Raw genomic sequence first — 14,811 nt, forward strand, 5'->3', positions numbered from 1 at the left:
CAACTGTGGATGAGGAGCAGCCAAGAAACCGCCCGGAAACCATGGTAAGAGGCACGATCTTACCCCCCCCCGGACCATGCAAAGAGGCAGAGCCGATGATTCTCTATTATCACCCCCTTTCCTCCTGTTGCTGGAAAGTACTGATCGCCCTTTATGAGAATGAAACGCCGTTCGAACGGGCGATGATGGAGGAACCCGGCGTGGCGGAGGCGTGGCTCGCGCTGTGGCCGTTGGGCAAGTTCCCGGTGCTGCGCGACGAGGCGCGGGACCAGACGGTCGCCGAGGCGAGCATCATCATCGAATATCTGGGGCAGCAGTGCCCCGGCCCCTTCCGCCCCATCCCCGCCGATCCCGCCCAAGCACTGGAGGTGCGGCTGATGGATCGGCTGTTCGACAATTATGTCATGACGCCGATGCAGAAGATCGTCGCCGACCGGCTGCGGCCAGACGATGCGCGCGATGCTCATGGCGTGGGCGAAGCGCGCATCCTGCTGGGCAAGGCCTATGCGATGCTGGAGGAGCGGATCGGGGCGCGGCAATGGGCGGCGGGGGACGACTTCACGCTGGCAGACTGCGCCGCTGCCCCCGCCCTTTTCTATGCCGACAAGGTGGAACCGATGCGCGGCGGCTTTCCGGCGCTCGCCGCTTATCTCGACCGGCTAGAGGCAAGACCAAGCTTTGCCTGCGTGTTGGAGGAGAAGGAGCCCTGGTGGCACATGTTCCCCTATGCCAACGGATAGCTGACGCGGCATATCTGGACTCTGGCCGCAATCCCTATTAGCCGCGCCTGCGAAGACCCGCCGTGCAGGGCCGGGCGCTAATTAGGGACATGCAGGCAAGATGACCGTCATCAAGACCGCCGATCTGATCGAGAGCGTCGCCGACGCGCTCCAGTTCATCAGCTATTACCACCCGATGGATTATATCCGCGCGCTCGGCAAAGCCTATGAGGCCGAAGCCAATCCCGCGGCGAAGGACGCCATTGCCCAGATCCTGACCAACAGCCGCATGTGCGCCGAAGGGCATCGCCCGATCTGCCAGGACACCGGCATCGTCAATGTCTTCATCAAATGGGGCATGGATTGCCGGTTCGACGATAATAGCCGTTCGATGCAGGACGTCGTCGATGACGGCGTGCGCAAGGCTTATCTCAACCCCGAAAACCGCCTGCGCGCCTCGATCCTGCGCGATCCGGCTTTCTCGCGTCAGAATACCAAGGACAACACGCCCTGCGTGCTCAATGTCGAAATGGTGCCGGGCAACAAGGTGACCGTTGATGTCGCAGCCAAGGGCGGCGGCTCTGAGAACAAGACCAAGTTCAAGATGATGAACCCCAGCGATTCGATCGTCGATTGGGTGCTGGAGATGATCCCGCAAATGGGCGCTGGCTGGTGCCCGCCCGGCATGCTGGGCATCGGCATCGGCGGCACCGCGGAAAAGGCGGTTGCGCTGGCCAAGGAATCGCTGATGGAGCCCATCGACATGGGCGAACTGAAAGCGCGCGGTCCGCAGAACGACATCGAAAAGCTGCGGATCGAGATTTTCGACAAGGTGAACGCGCTCGGCATCGGCGCGCAGGGCCTTGGCGGCCTCGCCACCGTGCTCGACGTCAAGATCTACGACTATCCCTGCCATGCGGCGGGCAAGCCGGTCGCGATGATCCCCAACTGCGCCGCCACCCGCCACGCGCATTTCACGCTCGATGGCTCTGGCCCCGCCTATCTGGAAGCGCCCAAGCTTTCCGAATGGCCGCAGGTCGATTGGAAGCCGAGCAAGGAAGCGATCAGCGTCGATCTTAACAACCTGACCCCTGAAGTTGTGCAAAGCTGGAAGCATGGTGACCGCCTGCTGCTGAACGGCAAGATGCTGACCGGCCGCGATGCCGCGCACAAGCGGATCGCCGACATGCTGGCCGCGGGCGAGCAGCCGCCGGTCGATTTCAAGGGTCGCGTCATTTACTATGTCGGCCCCGTCGATCCGGTGCGGGACGAGGTGGTCGGCCCGGCCGGTCCCACCACCGCGACCCGCATGGACAAGTTCATGGACATGATGCTGGAACAGGGCCTTGCGGCTTGCGTCGGCAAGGCCGAGCGCGGCCCGGCTGCAACGGACTCCATCGCCAAGCATAAAAGCGCCTATCTGATGGCGGTCGGCGGCGCGGCTTATCTGGTCGCCCGCGCGATCAAGGGCGCCAAGGTCGTCGGTTTTGAAGACCTCGGCATGGAAGCCATTTATGAGTTCGACGTGCAGGACATGCCTGTGACCGTCGCCGTGGACAGCGAAGGCCAAAACGTCCACCGCCTCGCCCCCCTGGTGTGGCAAGAGAAGATCAAGAAGGAAGGCCTTCTCGAAAAGGCATGACCTTTACATCCTCCCCATCGAAAGATGGGGAGGGGGACCACTCGCATAGCGAGTGGTGGAGGGGAAATGCGCGATGCCGCCGCGAAGGAAAACGGTCGACAATGCGCGCGGGCTCCGGCGAGAGATGTCGCCACCAGAAGTCGCGCTGTGGCAATGGCTGCGGCAACGGCCAAGCGGATTGAAGTTCCGCCGCCAACATCCGGTGGGGCCTTATGTGCTGGATTTCTACTGTGCTTCAGCCCGCTTGGCGGTTGAGATTGATGGAAGCGGGCATGATCACATCGAGCGGGTCACGCATGATGAGCGGCGCGACATTTGGCTGCGGGCGCAGGGGTTCAGGGTTCTGAGGATCAAAGCTATCGATGTTCTTACCGATCTGGATAGCGTGATGCGGCATATCCTGAAAAACTGTCGCGCCTTTCCCCTCCACCAGCCGGAGGCTGGTCCCCCTCCCCATCTCGCGATGGGGAGGATTAAGTGATCACCTCGCCCATCTGGCTCCCAGCCACCCTGTTCGCTGGCGCTATGCAGGCTTGGCGCACGGCGGTGCAGAGGCGGGTCAGCCATAGCCTGTCGATCAACGCGGCGGGGCTGGTCCGCTATCTTTACGGCCTGCCCTTCGCGCTGTTGCTGCTGACCGACTACGTGCTGACAGGCAACGCGCCCCTGCCTCACCCCGACCCGTCCTTCCTATTGTTCTGCATCGGTGGCGGCCTTGCGCAGATCATCGCCACCAACCTGCTGATCATGGCCTTCGCCCACCGCAATTTCGTGGTCGGCACCGCTTATTCCAAAACGGAAGCGGTGCAGGGCGCGGCGCTGTCCTTCCTGTTGATGGGGGAGCGTCTCAGCCCCCTCGCCTGGTCAGGCATCGGCTGCGGCGTTGCCGGAGTCATGCTGCTGTCGACCGGCGGCAAGCGCATGGGGCCCGCCGATTTCCTCAAGGCGCTCGGTCAGCCCGCCGCGCTGACCGGCATCGCGTCGGGCTTTTTCTTCGCCCTCACCGCCATCGGCATCAGGCGCGCGACGCAGGAAGTCGGCGGCGGCGACCCGATCCTGGCCGCCCTCGTCGTACTGGTGGCCACCGTGTCACTCCAGACGCTGATGCAGGGCGGCTACCTGCTGCTGCGCGAACCGGCGGAGATGCGCAAGGTGTTCGCGAGCTGGCGCATTTCGGGGCAGGTCGGCTTGCTCTCGGCGCTGGGATCGGCCTGCTGGTTCACTGGATTTGCGTCCGCGCCCGTGGCGCTGGTCCGCATCGTGGGCCAGATAGAGGTCGCCTTCACCCTGGGCTTTGGCCACTTCTACCTTGGAGAGCGGATGACCCGCGGCGAGGTGATGGGCCTGTTGCTGGTCGTGAGCGGCGTGGTCCTCGCACTGGCCGGGTCACTATAGCTTCGTGGGGGTTGAGGGCAGCGGCCCGGCACCCACGCAAGACTTCGCTCGATCACCATAGCATCGCTTACCGCTTCGCCCCCATACGAGGCTGCTCGCAATTCACGGCGTCAGCTTCGCGAAGCTACCGACAAACAAAAAGGGCGGCCCCGATGGGACCGCCCTCCTGTGTTTCAGATCCCGAAAGGATTAGAAACGGAAGCCGATGCCGACAACGCCAGCGTCACGGCCGCCAATGCCAGCTTCATACTCGGTGCGCTGATATTCAGCCGAGATGTAGGTGTTACCGGTGATGGCATATTCCAGGCCGCCACCGAAGCGGACGCCTTCGAATGCCGCGCCGCCGACACCAGCGGTTTCGATGCGGGTGCTGGCATAGCCAACCTTGCCGAACGCCAGGACCTGCGGGGTCAGAACATAGCCCAGACGCACCGAAGCGGCGAGGTCACGGCTCAGGTCCGTACCAGCAGCGTCGGTGGTGGTGTCGCCCAAGGTCACTTCCGGACCAAAGGTGATCGACGGGGTCAGGGCGATGTCGTAGCCAGCGCTCACGCCATAGCTCACGCCTTCTTCGTCGCCGAAGCTGTCATAGCCAACGGTCACGCCAGCGCGGGGGCCGGTGAAGGGAGCAGCGTCCTGCGCGAAAGCGGGAGCCGAGAAAGCGGCAGCAGCAGCAACAGCTGCGAAAATCACAGTCTTCATAATGTCCTCATGCGGTAAGACGTGCATTATCCAGGAAGCGGATCGCACTCTTGATATATAACAGGCATGGTATCGAAGCATTTCAGCTTCGAGCGTCGCTATGAAGTGACCCCTTTACTCCATCCCTGCCTGCCCCGATCTTGCGTCGTAAGCGAGGGCGCATATGGCTGTCTTGGATCAATGTTGCAATATCGATATGAAGATTGTCGATGAATGATGCTATTTCGCAACAGTCATCCTTTCTTCACCATCCTATTCCCGCATTTCCCGCCACAGCGTGACCTTGAGGCAAGGCCGAGCGCTCTTATCCACAGAGAATGTGGCCAGAAGATGAACCGGCACCTCATTTCGGATACGTTCTGATCGCTCCGGCAGCTTTTGACGCGACTGATGCAAAAGGGTAACAGCAGAGCGATGGACAGCGGCCCCTCCCCCTCAGGCGACAAGGCGCCGCCGGTACTGCGCCACCGCTGGCCGGTGCGGCTGTGGCACTGGATCAATGCCGGACTGCTCTACATCCTCTTCACCAGCGGACTTGGCATCTTCAATGCCCATCCGCGCCTCTATTGGGGCCAATATGGCGCGAACTTCGATCAGCCGTGGCTGAAGCTGGAGCGCTTTGGTCAGTGGATCACCCTGCCCGCCCATTATGATCTGGCCATGTCGCGGCACTGGCACCTCACCGCAGCGCCAATTTTCGCCTTCGCCCTGCTTGCCTATATGCTGTGGGCGCTGTTGGGCCGCCATATCGCGCGCGACCTCGCCTTCCGGAAGGGCGAGCTTGCCCCACGCCATGTCTGGCAGGACATCCTCGATCATGCGCGGCTGCGCTTCCCGACGGGTCAGGCGGCACTGCGCTATAATGTCCTGCAAAAGGCGAGCTATATCGCGGTCATCTTCGTCGCCCTGCCACTCATCATTCTCACCGGCCTCACCATGTCGCCGGGCATGAACGCCGCCTGGCCGTGGCTGGTCGATCTGTTCGGCGGGCGGCAATCGGCGCGGTCGATCCACTTCATCACCGCCTTCGCGCTCGTCGCCTTCTTCCTCGTCCATATCACGATGGTTATGCTGGCAGGCCCGGCGAACGAGCTGCGATCGATGATCACCGGCCGCTACCGCTTACCGGAAGAGCGGCCATGAGCATGATCCTCGATCGCCGCACGCTGATGCTCGGCGCGGCGGCCACGCTGTCGGGATGCGACCGGCTGGCGCGTAACGAACATGTGCGGGACGCGCTATTCTCTGCCGAGAATTTCCACAAATGGACGCAGCGCAGCCTGATGGCGCGCGATGCGCTGGCGCAGGAGTTCAGGCCCGATCAGATTTCTCCCTTCTTCCGGCCCAACGGAACCGCCAATCCGGACACGCCGGAATATCGCGCCCTGTGGCGCACAGGCTTTGCCGATTGGCGGCTTAAGGTCACGGGATTGGTCGGCCGCCCTCTTTCGCTATCCCTTGCCCAGTTGCACAACCTTCCGCATCGCGAGCAGATCACGCGCCATGACTGTGTCGAAGGATGGAGCGCGATCGGCAAATGGCGCGGCGTGCCCCTCGGCCTTGTCCTGGACGCCGCCCGAATGAGCGACCGCGCGCGCTATCTCGTCTTCAAATGCGCTGACTTCATGGGCGACGGGCGGCCCTATTATGAAAGCATCGACATATTCGACGCATTTCACCCGCAAACCATCCTCGCCTTCGCGCTCAACGACCAGCCGCTGAGGGTAGCCAATGGCGCGCCGCTGCGTCTGCGCGTCGAGCGGCAGCTGGGCTACAAGCAGGCCAAATATTTGATGGAGATTAGGGCGGTCAGCACCCTCTCCGGCATCGGCGACGGCAAGGGCGGCTATTGGGAAGATCGCGCCAATTATGATTGGTATGCAGGCATTTGACGGGCGCTGCATGACCTGACAATTTGCCGCCCATGAAATTATTCGATCGCGTCATCAAGCGGCTTGTCACACGGGGACAGCTGACCATCATCTATCATGACGGCAGGAAGGTGACGGCGGGTACGCCCGATCCGGCCTTCCCCTCGCTCGCGCTGAAGTTCCGCGACGCGCGCGTGCCCTTCGACATCATCAAGGACCCGCGCCTTGGCATGGCGGAGGCCTATATTGACGGGCGCGTCACGATCGAAGGGGGCGGGATCATGGAGCTGATCTCGCTGATCCGCGCCAACAACAGCTGGGAAAGCGGGAAGTCGATCAGCGACAAGGGGCGGCTAAAACGCGGGTTCAAATCGATCCGCCAGACACTCTGGAGGGCCAATCACCGCGCGCGGTCAAAGGCGAACGTCGCCCATCATTATGATCTGTCCGGCGCCCTTTACGCCCTCTTTCTCGATCGCGACCGCCAATATAGCTGCGCCTATTTTCCCGACGCGGACAACGAGGCTGGGATCAGCCTGGAACAGGCGCAAGAGGACAAGAAAGCGCATATCGCCGCCAAGCTGCATCTGAAGCCGGGCATGAAGGTGCTGGACATCGGCTGCGGCTGGGGTGGCATGGCCCTCTATCTGCACCGCACCTGCGGCGTCGATGTGACCGGCATCACCCTGTCGGAGGAACAGTTGAAAGTCGCGCGGCAGCGGGCGGAGGAGGCCGGCGTCGCTGACCATGTCCGTTTCGAGCTTATCGATTACCGCGATATAGAGGGGCCGTTCGACCGGATCGTGTCGGTCGGCATGTTCGAACATGTCGGCACGGCCCATTACCGCACCTTCTTCGACAAGTGCCGCGATCTTCTGACGCCCGATGGCGTGATGCTGATCCATACGATCGGCCGCGTCGATGGGCCGGGCATCACCGACGCCTTCACCCAGAAATATATCTTCCCCGGCGGCTACATTCCCGCCCTGTCCGAAATGATCCAGGGCAGTGAGGGCACGCGGCTGATGGTGACGGATGTCGAAGTGCTGCGGCTGCATTATGGCCTGACCATTCGCCAATGGTATGCCCGCGCGATGGCGCGCCGGGCGGATATCATCGCGCTTTATGACGAACGCTTCTTCCGCCTGTGGACCTTCTATCTGGCGGGCGCGGCGACGGTGTTCGAACATGGCAGCATGGTGAACTACCAGGTTCAATATACGCGCAATCGCCGATCCCTGCCGATCACGCGCGACTATATGGTGTCTGCCGAGGACGAACTGCGCGGCAAATAACCCCCCTGAACGCTGGCTGACAGCGCCGTTCCCGGACGGTTCAGTCAACCCAGTGCATCTTCTCATCCGTAGCCCCACTGAACGCCATGCGTCCGGGGGTGCTAGTGAGGAGAGAGAGGAAATGAACATCTTCGTGAAGGGCGCGACCGCGCTCGGATTGGCGATTACCGCGCTGGGCGCGACTGCCGCGCCCGCCCAGGCGCAATATCGCGGCGGCTATTATGGCTATGGCGACCGCGACTGGCGTGATGGGCGCCATGACCGCGATTGGGACCGTCGCGACGACCGCCGCTGGGACAATGACCGCCGCTATTGGCGCGATGGAAGGCGGAGCCATTATCGCTATCGCCAGCGCTGCTGGACCGAATGGCGCTATGACTATTATCGCGACCGGGACGTCCGGGTGCGTATCTGCCGCTGAGGCATAGCTGTCTGACTTGGAGCATCGTGCCTCTAATCTGAATCACCCAACCCCGTTCGGGTTGAGCTTGTCGAAGCCCTTTACTTCCTAAAAAGAAGTAGAACCCTTCGACAGGCTCAGGGCGAACGGAAATAGGAGGCAGTGCCGATAAACGCACGAAGCTCCGGGCACAGAAACACTTCCGCAACCCGATCCCTGATTGAAGCGGGGATCAGGTTGCGGCATCCTTGGTCGCATGAGCGATCCCATGCCCGTCATCCAAAGCCTTTTATCCGGGCTCCCCATCTTCCTGCTGCACCTCGCCTCCGCAACGCTGGCCTGGCTCGCGGCGTTGGCGCTTTATATGTGGATCACGCCGCACGACGAATTCGCCCTGATCCGCGCGGGGAACGAGGCCGCGGCGATATCGCTTGGCGGCGCCGCGATCGGGCTGACCATTCCGCTGGCGCTGTGTCTTGCCGGGTCGGTCAATGTCTGGGACGTGATCATCTGGGGCAGCGTCACACTGATCCTGCAACTCATCGCCTTCCGCTTCGTGGATTTCCTGCTCGGCTCCCTGTCGGCGCGGATCGAAGCGAATGAGCGGTCGGCCGCCGTCTTCCTTGCCATGATGAAAGTCGCGATCGCCTGCCTGACGGCGGCGGCCGTGGCGGGCTAAGCCATGGCGCGGCGGAGCGTCGGCTGCCTGCCGCTGATGCTGGGCGTCATATTGACGATCGCCTGGATCGGCGAGGTGACGCAACCGACGCCGCTGCGGGTCGAAAGCTTCGATCCCCGATCGCCCCGGCGCCCGATGCCCCAATGGAGCGATGAAGCCTTCGTGATCGAGGATCGGGCGGCCGCGCCATCCGACAGCATGGGCACTGCCTTCGCCGTCGATCGGGACGGCGCCTGGCTGACCGCCGAACATGTCACCCATGACTGCTCCCGCATCGGGCTGGAGGACGGTGGCGTCGCCCGCGCCGTGTCCCGCATCGTGGAGAGCCGGGAAGCCGACGCCGCGCTGGTGCGCGACGGCCTGCCCAGCGATCACGCGCTGCCGCTGTCGGATCGCGTGCCCGCGCCGGGATCGCTCGGTTTCCACATGGGCTTCCCTGCCGGGCACGCGGCGCTTGTCGTATCAGAACTGATCGGCGCGGCCAGCGCCCGGCGCGGACGGACGCAGGAAACCCAGCCGGTGCTCGCCTGGGCAGAAGTCGCGCGCTTGCCCGAAAGCGACGATACATTGTCCGGGATCAGCGGCGGCCCCGTCTTTGCCGAGGATGGCCATGTCATCGGCGTCAACAGCGCGGCGACCGACCGGCGCGGCCGCATTCTGACCACCGCGCCCGACGCCATGATCCGGCTGGTGCACGCCAGCCGTGCCGTCAATGACCAGCCGGTCGCCTATCCCTTCGCGGGGCTGGCCGATGCCGAGACGCGCTTTGCCTCCTGGCTGGAACAGGGGGTGATCCGGCGCATCTTCTGCGACGTGGACGAAGCGCCCCGGTTGACGGCGGCGCGGCCAAAAGGCTAGGCGGCGCGAAACGAAGGATCTGAAACAGCCATGAGCGACACGCCTCCCGACCGCCTCTCCACCAACCCGCGCAGCCCCCATTTCGACATGGACGTGCTGCAACGGGGCATCGGCATCCGCTTCAAGGATCGCGTCCGCAACGATGTCGAGGAATATTGCATTTCCGAAGGCTGGATCCGCGTCGCCGCCGGCAAGACCAAGGACCGCCACGGCCAGCCGCTGACGATCAAGCTATCCGGCCCGGTCGAAGCCTGGTTCGAGCGTGGGGCCGACGGCGAAGAGGAACAGCCCGCCGACGCCGAGTGAGTCGGCCTGGCCTCGATAGGACCGGCACCTCCCAATAACTTCCGTTCGCTTCGAGCGAAGTCGAGAAGCGGTTGCACATAACGGGCCCCGACTTCGCTCGACACGAACAGAGGTCGCTCAAACCCGTCAGCGCAGCCGCGCATCCCGCTTCACATCGGCGATGATGTCGCGCAACGACCGCCCGGAAGGCGCGGCATCCGCGAACTGCATCGCCCGCATATCCATTTCCAGCTTCGGCTCGTGCGCCGCCTTGCGCAAGGATCGGCCAAGGCTCGCAAGGCGCAGAGACGGCTCCTCTCCGTCAGCCTTGATCACCGCCTTTGTCGGCTTCCAATCCTCGGCATCCGCCTTCGCCAGCCGCACGCTAGTGCCAAGCGCGGGATCGGGCTCGAACGCATGCAACTGCGGCTTGGAAGGATAGATGAAGCCAAAGGTCGGATTGGTCCGCGCGCCCATCTGCCCGGTCGGGCTGTGCCATACGCGCACCTGGCTCCAGTCTCCCGCATCGGACACATCCAGCGCCAACACATCTTCCTCAATCGCGCCGGGCACCGACCAGTTGGCATGACGGATCAGCACGCGCCGGTCGTCCAGCACCTTGCTGACCACCGCGACATGACCAAGGGTCATCGGCCCATAGGGGCGAAAGGTCATGACGGCGCCGCGCCGGGGCACGTGCCCACGGGCATAGCGGTCCTGCGCCTGATCCCACCATGTCAGCGCATCGCCCCGGATATTCACGCCGGACACGATCCGCGCATAGGGCACACATTGCAAAGCGGTTGCGCCGAATACCGGCGTGGCGACCAGCGCCGCCAGCAGCCAAGCCGCCCCGCGAACATATCGAAACATTATTTGCGACCTCAAACCACTGAGAATCGCCCCACCGCCGATCACATTATCCGGCGGCTCTTATGAACTGGTTAAACTGTCAGAAAGCAGCGCCAGCGGCGGCAGCGGCCGGGTTCACGCGATCGGCCATGGCGATCTGAACCGGCGCGGCCTCACCGGCATGGCCGGGATAGATGAAGCCCTTGGCGGCGTTCGAGCGCAGGCCAAGGCCACCGATCGGGCCGTACCACACGCGCACGTCGGTCCAGTCATTGTTGGGCGACACGTCGATGGCGCGGACATTGCGCTCGATGCCGCCGCGATAGGACCAGTTGGCGTGGGTCAGCAGCACTTCGCGATCGCTGACCACCTTGCTCACCATGGCGACATGGCCGACGGGCATGGAACGGCTGGCGGCGAAGGCCAGGACAGCGCCTTCGCGCGGCTCATGACCACGGTCATAGCGGCCCTCCGCCTGACCCCACCAGGTATTGGCGTTGCCATAAAGTGCGATGCCGGAAACCTGACGCGCATAGGGTGCGCACTGCAGAACGCCAGCGGCGGCAGGGGTCACGATCAGGGCGCCGAGCGCAAGCACGGCAGTCGCGATAAATGCGCGAAAAGCACCGACCATGTGTGAAACGACCCCCGACTTGTTGTGCGTTATCAGCCCCGTGGCGTCTTTAGCGCAGAGCCAGGATGAGTTGAGAAGCGCCAAGCGGTGAATTGTTGCGGAGGCGGGTTAACCTGCGGAACGAAAAAGCTGGCCCGCCGTTACCGTTAACCGTGTTGCTAGACCCAACGCGTTGAAAAGACTATCTTCCGTTCCCGTCATCCACACCTGCCCGCCGGTTTCTCTTAACCGGCCGAACAATGCAGCTCGCCGCGACGGGTCGAGGTGAGCCGCCACTTCGTCGAGCAGCAAAACCGGCGGCTGGCCGCGATGAGCGGCGACCAGTGCGGCATGGGCAAGCAGGATCGATAACAGCAGCGCCTTCTGCTCGCCAGTCGAACAGAGCGCCGCCCCCTGACCCTTGGCCGCATGGGTGACGGAAAGGTCCTGCCGGTGCGGTCCCGACAATGTCCGCCCCGCCGCCGCATCCCGCCGCCGCTCCCGCGCCAGCCGCTGCGCAAGCGGTCCATCGCCCTCCTCATCCCCGTCGATCGCCAGTAGCGGGCGGGCAAAAGGCTCATCGGGCTGGCCAACAAGTTCCACGCCCAGCCGGGCAACCAGATCGGCCCGCGCGGCGGACAGCAACGCGCCATGCTCCTCCATCTGCGCCTCCAGCGCCGTCAGCCATGACGGATCGGCGCGCGGCAAGTCCGACAACAGCCGATTGCGCGCCCGCATCGCCGCCTCATAACGGGCGCTGTGCACAGCATGTCCCGGATGCAGCGCCAGCGTCAGCCGGTCCAGAAACCGCCGCCGTCCGCCGGGGCTATCCATGAATAGCCGGTCCATCGCCGGGGTCAGCCACACGATCGCCAGATGATCGGCCAGCGCATTGGCCGACGAAGCAACGCCGCCGATCCGCACCTGACGTCGATCGGGCGCTTGGGGCGAAGTGCCGGTCCCCAGCACCACCCCGTCCACTTCCGCCGCGATGCCAAAACTGCCCGGCCCACCCTGCCGCGCCATGTCGCGCAACGCCGCGCCGCGCAGGCCGCGTCCAGGCGCCAGCATCGACACCGCCTCCAATATGTTGGTTTTCCCCGCGCCATTTTCGCCGGTCAGCACGATGAAAGCATGATCGGGAAGGATCAGCGCATCCGCATGATTGCGGAAATCGCTCAAGGTCAGGCGGCCGATCATCGCTCCGCTCTAGCGACGCTCGCGACAAACGGAAAGCGCTTCAGCAGCGCTTGCGCGTCACCGCCGCCCCGTCATTGATGATGGTGAGTTCGCGGCCATTGGCCGATGGGCGCAGTTCCAGCTTCTTGGTCCAGCTATCGCCCTCTCCGGTAAAGGCGGCATCGACCTTCACCTTGCCGCCGACTCCGGTCGCAACCCCCGTCACCGTCCCGACGCTTTCATGGAAGATCAGGCTGTCCGGCGTCACCTTCAATTCCAGTTCAGCCGACCGATCGCCGCAACGGTCGTTAAGGCCGGTCCAGCTCCCCTGCAACGCCGCAGGAATTGCGCCAACGCGCGACGCGGTTCCCGTCCTGTCCGCAGCGGCGGAGGAGACAGATGCGTTGTCGCCCGGTTGGGGCTGCGTCTCATTGCCCGCCGCCAGCGTCTCATCCTGCGCAGGCGTTTCGTTGCTGACATCATAGGTCGCCTGCTCATCGACGATGTTGGTCGACATGCGGGGCTTTTCCCCGCCCTTGTCGTCACATGCGGCGAGCAACAGCAAGGGCATGGCAAAAAGCAGGCGCATCCGTAATGAACCGGCGGGGCGGTGAAGGGTTCCAGCTACAGGCTTGCCACCGGCACGGCTTGGGGTCATCACCCTAGCTCTGCCGCGAAAGATGGAGACGGGTGATGATGAAGCGCGCGATGATCGCAATGGCCGTTGCCGCCACCATGTCGGGATCGACCGGCGCCACCGCGGCGCTGTCGGCCGGTGCCAAGGCGCCCGATTTCACCACGCGCGGCGCGCTGGCGGGCAAGACCTTCACCCTTACCCTGTCCCACCAGTTGAAGCATGGTCCGGTCGTCCTCTACTTCTTCCCCAAGGCTTTTACTCCCGGCTGTTCCGCCGAGGCACGCGAGTTCGCGACACACATCGATGATTTCAGGAAAGCGGGCGCGACGGTAATAGGCATGTCGGCCGATCCGGTGGACGACCTTGTCGCTTTCTCGACCAAGGAGTGCGCGGGCAAGTTCGCGGTCGCCTCGGCCGGGCCAGACATCATCGCGGGCTATGACGTCGCGCTTAAGATGGCGCCGGGCATAACCGACCGCACCTCTTACGTCATCGCGCCCAACGGCCGGATCGTCTTCGTTCACAGCGAGATGAATTATACCGGCCATGTAAAGAGCACCCTCGCTGCCGTACAATCGATGAAGGCGAAATGATCGGATTGTAACGAGAGCCGGTCGAAAGACCCCGTTCGCCCTGAGCCTGTCTAGCCGAAGGCCGGCGAAGCCAACGGCTGTTCTTCTCTTCAAAAGAAAGCTTCGACAAGCTCAGCCCCAACGGGAAACTTCATACCCTTCCCCCACCTTTCACATAGCGCCCAAACCAGTCCAACGTGGCCGCCCAGGCTTCCTTCGCCGCCACCTCATTATAGCTGGGTCGGTAATCCGCCATGAAGCCATGATCAGCCTCCGGATAGACGGTGATCGCGTCCGGCGGCGACTTGCCCGCCTTCTTCAGCGCCGCCCGCATCGTCTCGACATCAGCGACAGGGATGCCCTTGTCCAACCCGCCATATTGCCCCAGCACCGGCGCCTTCAATGCAGCTGCCTGCTCCACCACGCTCAACGGCTGCAACGCTGTCTTCTCACTGACCAGCCGCCCATAGAATGCGACGCCCGCATCCAGTTGCCCACTGTGCGCTGCATAAAGCCACACGATCCGCCCGCCCCAGCAGAAGCCGGTAATGCCCCGCCGTGCCGCATCGCCGCCATGTTTGCCCGCCCAGTCATAGGTCGTGTCGATGTCGGACAACACCTGCGCATCGGGCGCCTTCGACACGATGCTGCTGATCAGCTGCTGGATATCCGCGATCTTGGTCGCATCGCCATGCCGCGCGAACAGATCGGGCGCGATCGCATAATAGCCTTCTCGCGCAAAGCGGCGGCAGATATCGCGGACCCATTCATGGACGCCGAAAACCTCGTGCACTACGACGATAACCGGCGCGTTCTTCACCTTCTCCGGCCGCGCCACATAGGCGGGCATGGCAAAGCCATCACTCGCCGCGATCGAAACCGTCTCCTGCGTTAGTCCTTCGCCCGATGTCTGCACGGCGCTGCTCGACACCGGGCGGCATGCGGCGGCGAAGCCAGCCGCGAAGGCGCCGGTCATCAGCAGCTTGCGCCGGTCGAGCCCGGTGCTGTCGATCCAGCTGCGGTCTTCGGGCAGGCGATCCATGGGGCCGGGTTCTGCATTCTCACTGCTCATCGCGCTTCCTCTCCGCTGCCCCCCGGCCGCCGCAGATTAT

At 63.5% G+C, this 14,811-nt stretch carries 18 protein-coding genes; 12 read left to right on the forward strand and 6 right to left on the reverse strand.

The annotated features are described in order from the left end of the window. The first annotated feature begins 95 nt into the window (after positions 1 to 95). From ACWNC0_RS20300 to ACWNC0_RS20315, 4 genes are all read left to right on the forward strand, one after another. Complete coding sequence (locus tag ACWNC0_RS20300; RefSeq protein ID WP_449474252.1) at positions 96 to 740, forward strand: glutathione S-transferase family protein; 645 nt, start codon at positions 96 to 98, stop codon at positions 738 to 740. A 100-nt stretch (positions 741 to 840) separates the two neighbouring features. Then, complete coding sequence (locus tag ACWNC0_RS20305; protein ID WP_449474254.1) at positions 841 to 2,361, forward strand: fumarate hydratase; 1,521 nt, start codon at positions 841 to 843, stop codon at positions 2,359 to 2,361. A gap of 124 nt (positions 2,362 to 2,485) precedes the next feature. Further along, positions 2,486 to 2,842 carry an endonuclease domain-containing protein gene (locus ACWNC0_RS20310; RefSeq protein WP_449474255.1) on the forward strand — a complete coding sequence of 119 codons (357 nt, stop codon included), beginning with the start codon at positions 2,486 to 2,488 and terminating at the stop codon, positions 2,840 to 2,842. Next, positions 2,839 to 3,756 (forward strand): EamA family transporter, encoded by a 918-nt coding sequence (locus tag ACWNC0_RS20315; protein ID WP_449474257.1) that lies wholly within the window; start codon positions 2,839 to 2,841, stop codon positions 3,754 to 3,756. The genes ACWNC0_RS20310 and ACWNC0_RS20315 overlap by 4 nt, the downstream gene beginning before the upstream one ends. A 189-nt stretch (positions 3,757 to 3,945) precedes the next feature. Here ACWNC0_RS20315 and ACWNC0_RS20320 read toward each other — a convergent pair whose 3' ends face one another. Then, positions 3,946 to 4,458, reverse strand: a complete 513-nt coding sequence (locus tag ACWNC0_RS20320) for an outer membrane protein (RefSeq protein WP_449474259.1) — start codon at positions 4,456 to 4,458, stop codon at positions 3,946 to 3,948. Positions 4,459 to 4,872: 414 nt separating this feature from the next. On the opposite strand from ACWNC0_RS20320, the gene ACWNC0_RS20325 reads away from it, so the two are divergent. The 7 genes from ACWNC0_RS20325 to ACWNC0_RS20355 all read left to right on the forward strand — a co-directional run bounded on the left by ACWNC0_RS20325 (position 4,873) and on the right by ACWNC0_RS20355 (position 9,867). Continuing rightward, the gene (locus tag ACWNC0_RS20325) at positions 4,873 to 5,601 is read left to right on the forward strand and encodes a cytochrome b/b6 domain-containing protein (protein ID WP_449474681.1); all 729 of its coding nucleotides are present in this window, start codon (positions 4,873 to 4,875) and stop codon (positions 5,599 to 5,601) included. A 2-nt stretch (positions 5,602 to 5,603) separates the two neighbouring features. Further along, entirely contained in the window at positions 5,604 to 6,350 is a 747-nt protein-coding gene (locus tag ACWNC0_RS20330) for a molybdopterin-binding protein (protein WP_449474682.1), read from the forward strand. Positions 6,351 to 6,382: 32 nt separating this feature from the next. After that, positions 6,383 to 7,624 carry a class I SAM-dependent methyltransferase gene (locus ACWNC0_RS20335; RefSeq protein WP_449474260.1) on the forward strand — a complete coding sequence of 414 codons (1,242 nt, stop codon included), beginning with the start codon at positions 6,383 to 6,385 and terminating at the stop codon, positions 7,622 to 7,624. Positions 7,625 to 7,745: 121 nt separating this feature from the next. Continuing rightward, on the forward strand, positions 7,746 to 8,045 hold the full coding sequence (locus tag ACWNC0_RS20340) for a hypothetical protein (RefSeq protein WP_449474262.1): 300 nt from the start codon (positions 7,746 to 7,748) through the stop codon (positions 8,043 to 8,045). 235 nt (positions 8,046 to 8,280) lie between these two features. Then, positions 8,281 to 8,703 carry a DUF350 domain-containing protein gene (locus tag ACWNC0_RS20345; RefSeq protein WP_449474264.1) on the forward strand — a complete coding sequence of 141 codons (423 nt, stop codon included), beginning with the start codon at positions 8,281 to 8,283 and terminating at the stop codon, positions 8,701 to 8,703. Between the two features lie 3 nt (positions 8,704 to 8,706). Continuing rightward, positions 8,707 to 9,561, forward strand: coding sequence for a S1 family peptidase (locus ACWNC0_RS20350; protein ID WP_449474266.1), 855 nt, complete (start codon positions 8,707 to 8,709; stop codon positions 9,559 to 9,561). Between the two features lie 30 nt (positions 9,562 to 9,591). After that, positions 9,592 to 9,867 carry a DUF3297 family protein gene (locus tag ACWNC0_RS20355; protein WP_196224644.1) on the forward strand — a complete coding sequence of 92 codons (276 nt, stop codon included), beginning with the start codon at positions 9,592 to 9,594 and terminating at the stop codon, positions 9,865 to 9,867. 126 nt (positions 9,868 to 9,993) lie between these two features. Here the strand turns inward: ACWNC0_RS20355 and ACWNC0_RS20360 are convergent, their stop codons facing one another. From ACWNC0_RS20360 to ACWNC0_RS20375, 4 genes are all read right to left on the reverse strand, one after another. Further along, on the reverse strand, positions 9,994 to 10,719 hold the full coding sequence (locus ACWNC0_RS20360) for a CHAP domain-containing protein (RefSeq protein ID WP_449474268.1): 726 nt from the start codon (positions 10,717 to 10,719) through the stop codon (positions 9,994 to 9,996). Positions 10,720 to 10,798: 79 nt separating this feature from the next. After that, positions 10,799 to 11,332 (reverse strand): CHAP domain-containing protein, encoded by a 534-nt coding sequence (locus ACWNC0_RS20365; protein WP_449474270.1) that lies wholly within the window; start codon positions 11,330 to 11,332, stop codon positions 10,799 to 10,801. Positions 11,333 to 11,440: 108 nt separating this feature from the next. Continuing rightward, positions 11,441 to 12,511, reverse strand: coding sequence for a DNA replication/repair protein RecF (recF, locus tag ACWNC0_RS20370; protein WP_449474271.1), 1,071 nt, complete (start codon positions 12,509 to 12,511; stop codon positions 11,441 to 11,443). A 40-nt stretch (positions 12,512 to 12,551) separates the two neighbouring features. Continuing rightward, positions 12,552 to 13,148, reverse strand: coding sequence for a hypothetical protein (locus tag ACWNC0_RS20375; protein WP_449474683.1), 597 nt, complete (start codon positions 13,146 to 13,148; stop codon positions 12,552 to 12,554). A 38-nt stretch (positions 13,149 to 13,186) separates the two neighbouring features. Here ACWNC0_RS20375 and ACWNC0_RS20380 point away from each other — a divergent pair, with 38 nt between their 5' ends. After that, complete coding sequence (locus ACWNC0_RS20380) at positions 13,187 to 13,720, forward strand: peroxiredoxin (RefSeq protein ID WP_449474684.1); 534 nt, start codon at positions 13,187 to 13,189, stop codon at positions 13,718 to 13,720. 130 nt (positions 13,721 to 13,850) lie between these two features. Here the strand turns inward: ACWNC0_RS20380 and ACWNC0_RS20385 are convergent, their stop codons facing one another. Next, a complete protein-coding gene (locus ACWNC0_RS20385; RefSeq protein WP_449474273.1) occupies positions 13,851 to 14,771 on the reverse strand; it encodes a dienelactone hydrolase family protein in 921 nt (306 codons plus the stop codon). Positions 14,772 to 14,811: the final 40 nt, after the last annotated feature.

The organism is Sphingobium chungangianum (assembly GCF_977014255.1).

Excerpts from the sequence above, each read along its gene's own strand:
- recF (WP_449474271.1), bottom strand. The coding sequence starts at position 12,511 with ATGATCGGCCGCCTGACCTTGAGCGATTTCCGCAATCATGCGGATGCG.
- ACWNC0_RS20320 (WP_449474259.1), bottom strand. The coding sequence starts at position 4,458 with ATGAAGACTGTGATTTTCGCAGCTGTTGCTGCTGCTGCCGCTTTCTCG.
- ACWNC0_RS20335 (WP_449474260.1), top strand. The coding sequence starts at position 6,383 with ATGAAATTATTCGATCGCGTCATCAAGCGGCTTGTCACACGGGGACAG.
- ACWNC0_RS20325 (WP_449474681.1), top strand. The coding sequence starts at position 4,873 with ATGGACAGCGGCCCCTCCCCCTCAGGCGACAAGGCGCCGCCGGTACTG.
- ACWNC0_RS20300 (WP_449474252.1), top strand. The coding sequence starts at position 96 with ATGATTCTCTATTATCACCCCCTTTCCTCCTGTTGCTGGAAAGTACTG.
- ACWNC0_RS20375 (WP_449474683.1), bottom strand. The coding sequence starts at position 13,148 with ATGACCCCAAGCCGTGCCGGTGGCAAGCCTGTAGCTGGAACCCTTCAC.
- ACWNC0_RS20360 (WP_449474268.1), bottom strand. The coding sequence starts at position 10,719 with ATGTTTCGATATGTTCGCGGGGCGGCTTGGCTGCTGGCGGCGCTGGTC.
- ACWNC0_RS20305 (WP_449474254.1), top strand. The coding sequence starts at position 841 with ATGACCGTCATCAAGACCGCCGATCTGATCGAGAGCGTCGCCGACGCG.
- ACWNC0_RS20365 (WP_449474270.1), bottom strand. The coding sequence starts at position 11,332 with ATGGTCGGTGCTTTTCGCGCATTTATCGCGACTGCCGTGCTTGCGCTC.
- ACWNC0_RS20350 (WP_449474266.1), top strand. The coding sequence starts at position 8,707 with ATGGCGCGGCGGAGCGTCGGCTGCCTGCCGCTGATGCTGGGCGTCATA.
- ACWNC0_RS20355 (WP_196224644.1), top strand. The coding sequence starts at position 9,592 with ATGAGCGACACGCCTCCCGACCGCCTCTCCACCAACCCGCGCAGCCCC.
- ACWNC0_RS20380 (WP_449474684.1), top strand. The coding sequence starts at position 13,187 with ATGAAGCGCGCGATGATCGCAATGGCCGTTGCCGCCACCATGTCGGGA.
- ACWNC0_RS20330 (WP_449474682.1), top strand. The coding sequence starts at position 5,604 with ATGATCCTCGATCGCCGCACGCTGATGCTCGGCGCGGCGGCCACGCTG.
- ACWNC0_RS20345 (WP_449474264.1), top strand. The coding sequence starts at position 8,281 with ATGAGCGATCCCATGCCCGTCATCCAAAGCCTTTTATCCGGGCTCCCC.
- ACWNC0_RS20310 (WP_449474255.1), top strand. The coding sequence starts at position 2,486 with ATGTCGCCACCAGAAGTCGCGCTGTGGCAATGGCTGCGGCAACGGCCA.
- ACWNC0_RS20340 (WP_449474262.1), top strand. The coding sequence starts at position 7,746 with ATGAACATCTTCGTGAAGGGCGCGACCGCGCTCGGATTGGCGATTACC.
- ACWNC0_RS20385 (WP_449474273.1), bottom strand. The coding sequence starts at position 14,771 with ATGAGCAGTGAGAATGCAGAACCCGGCCCCATGGATCGCCTGCCCGAA.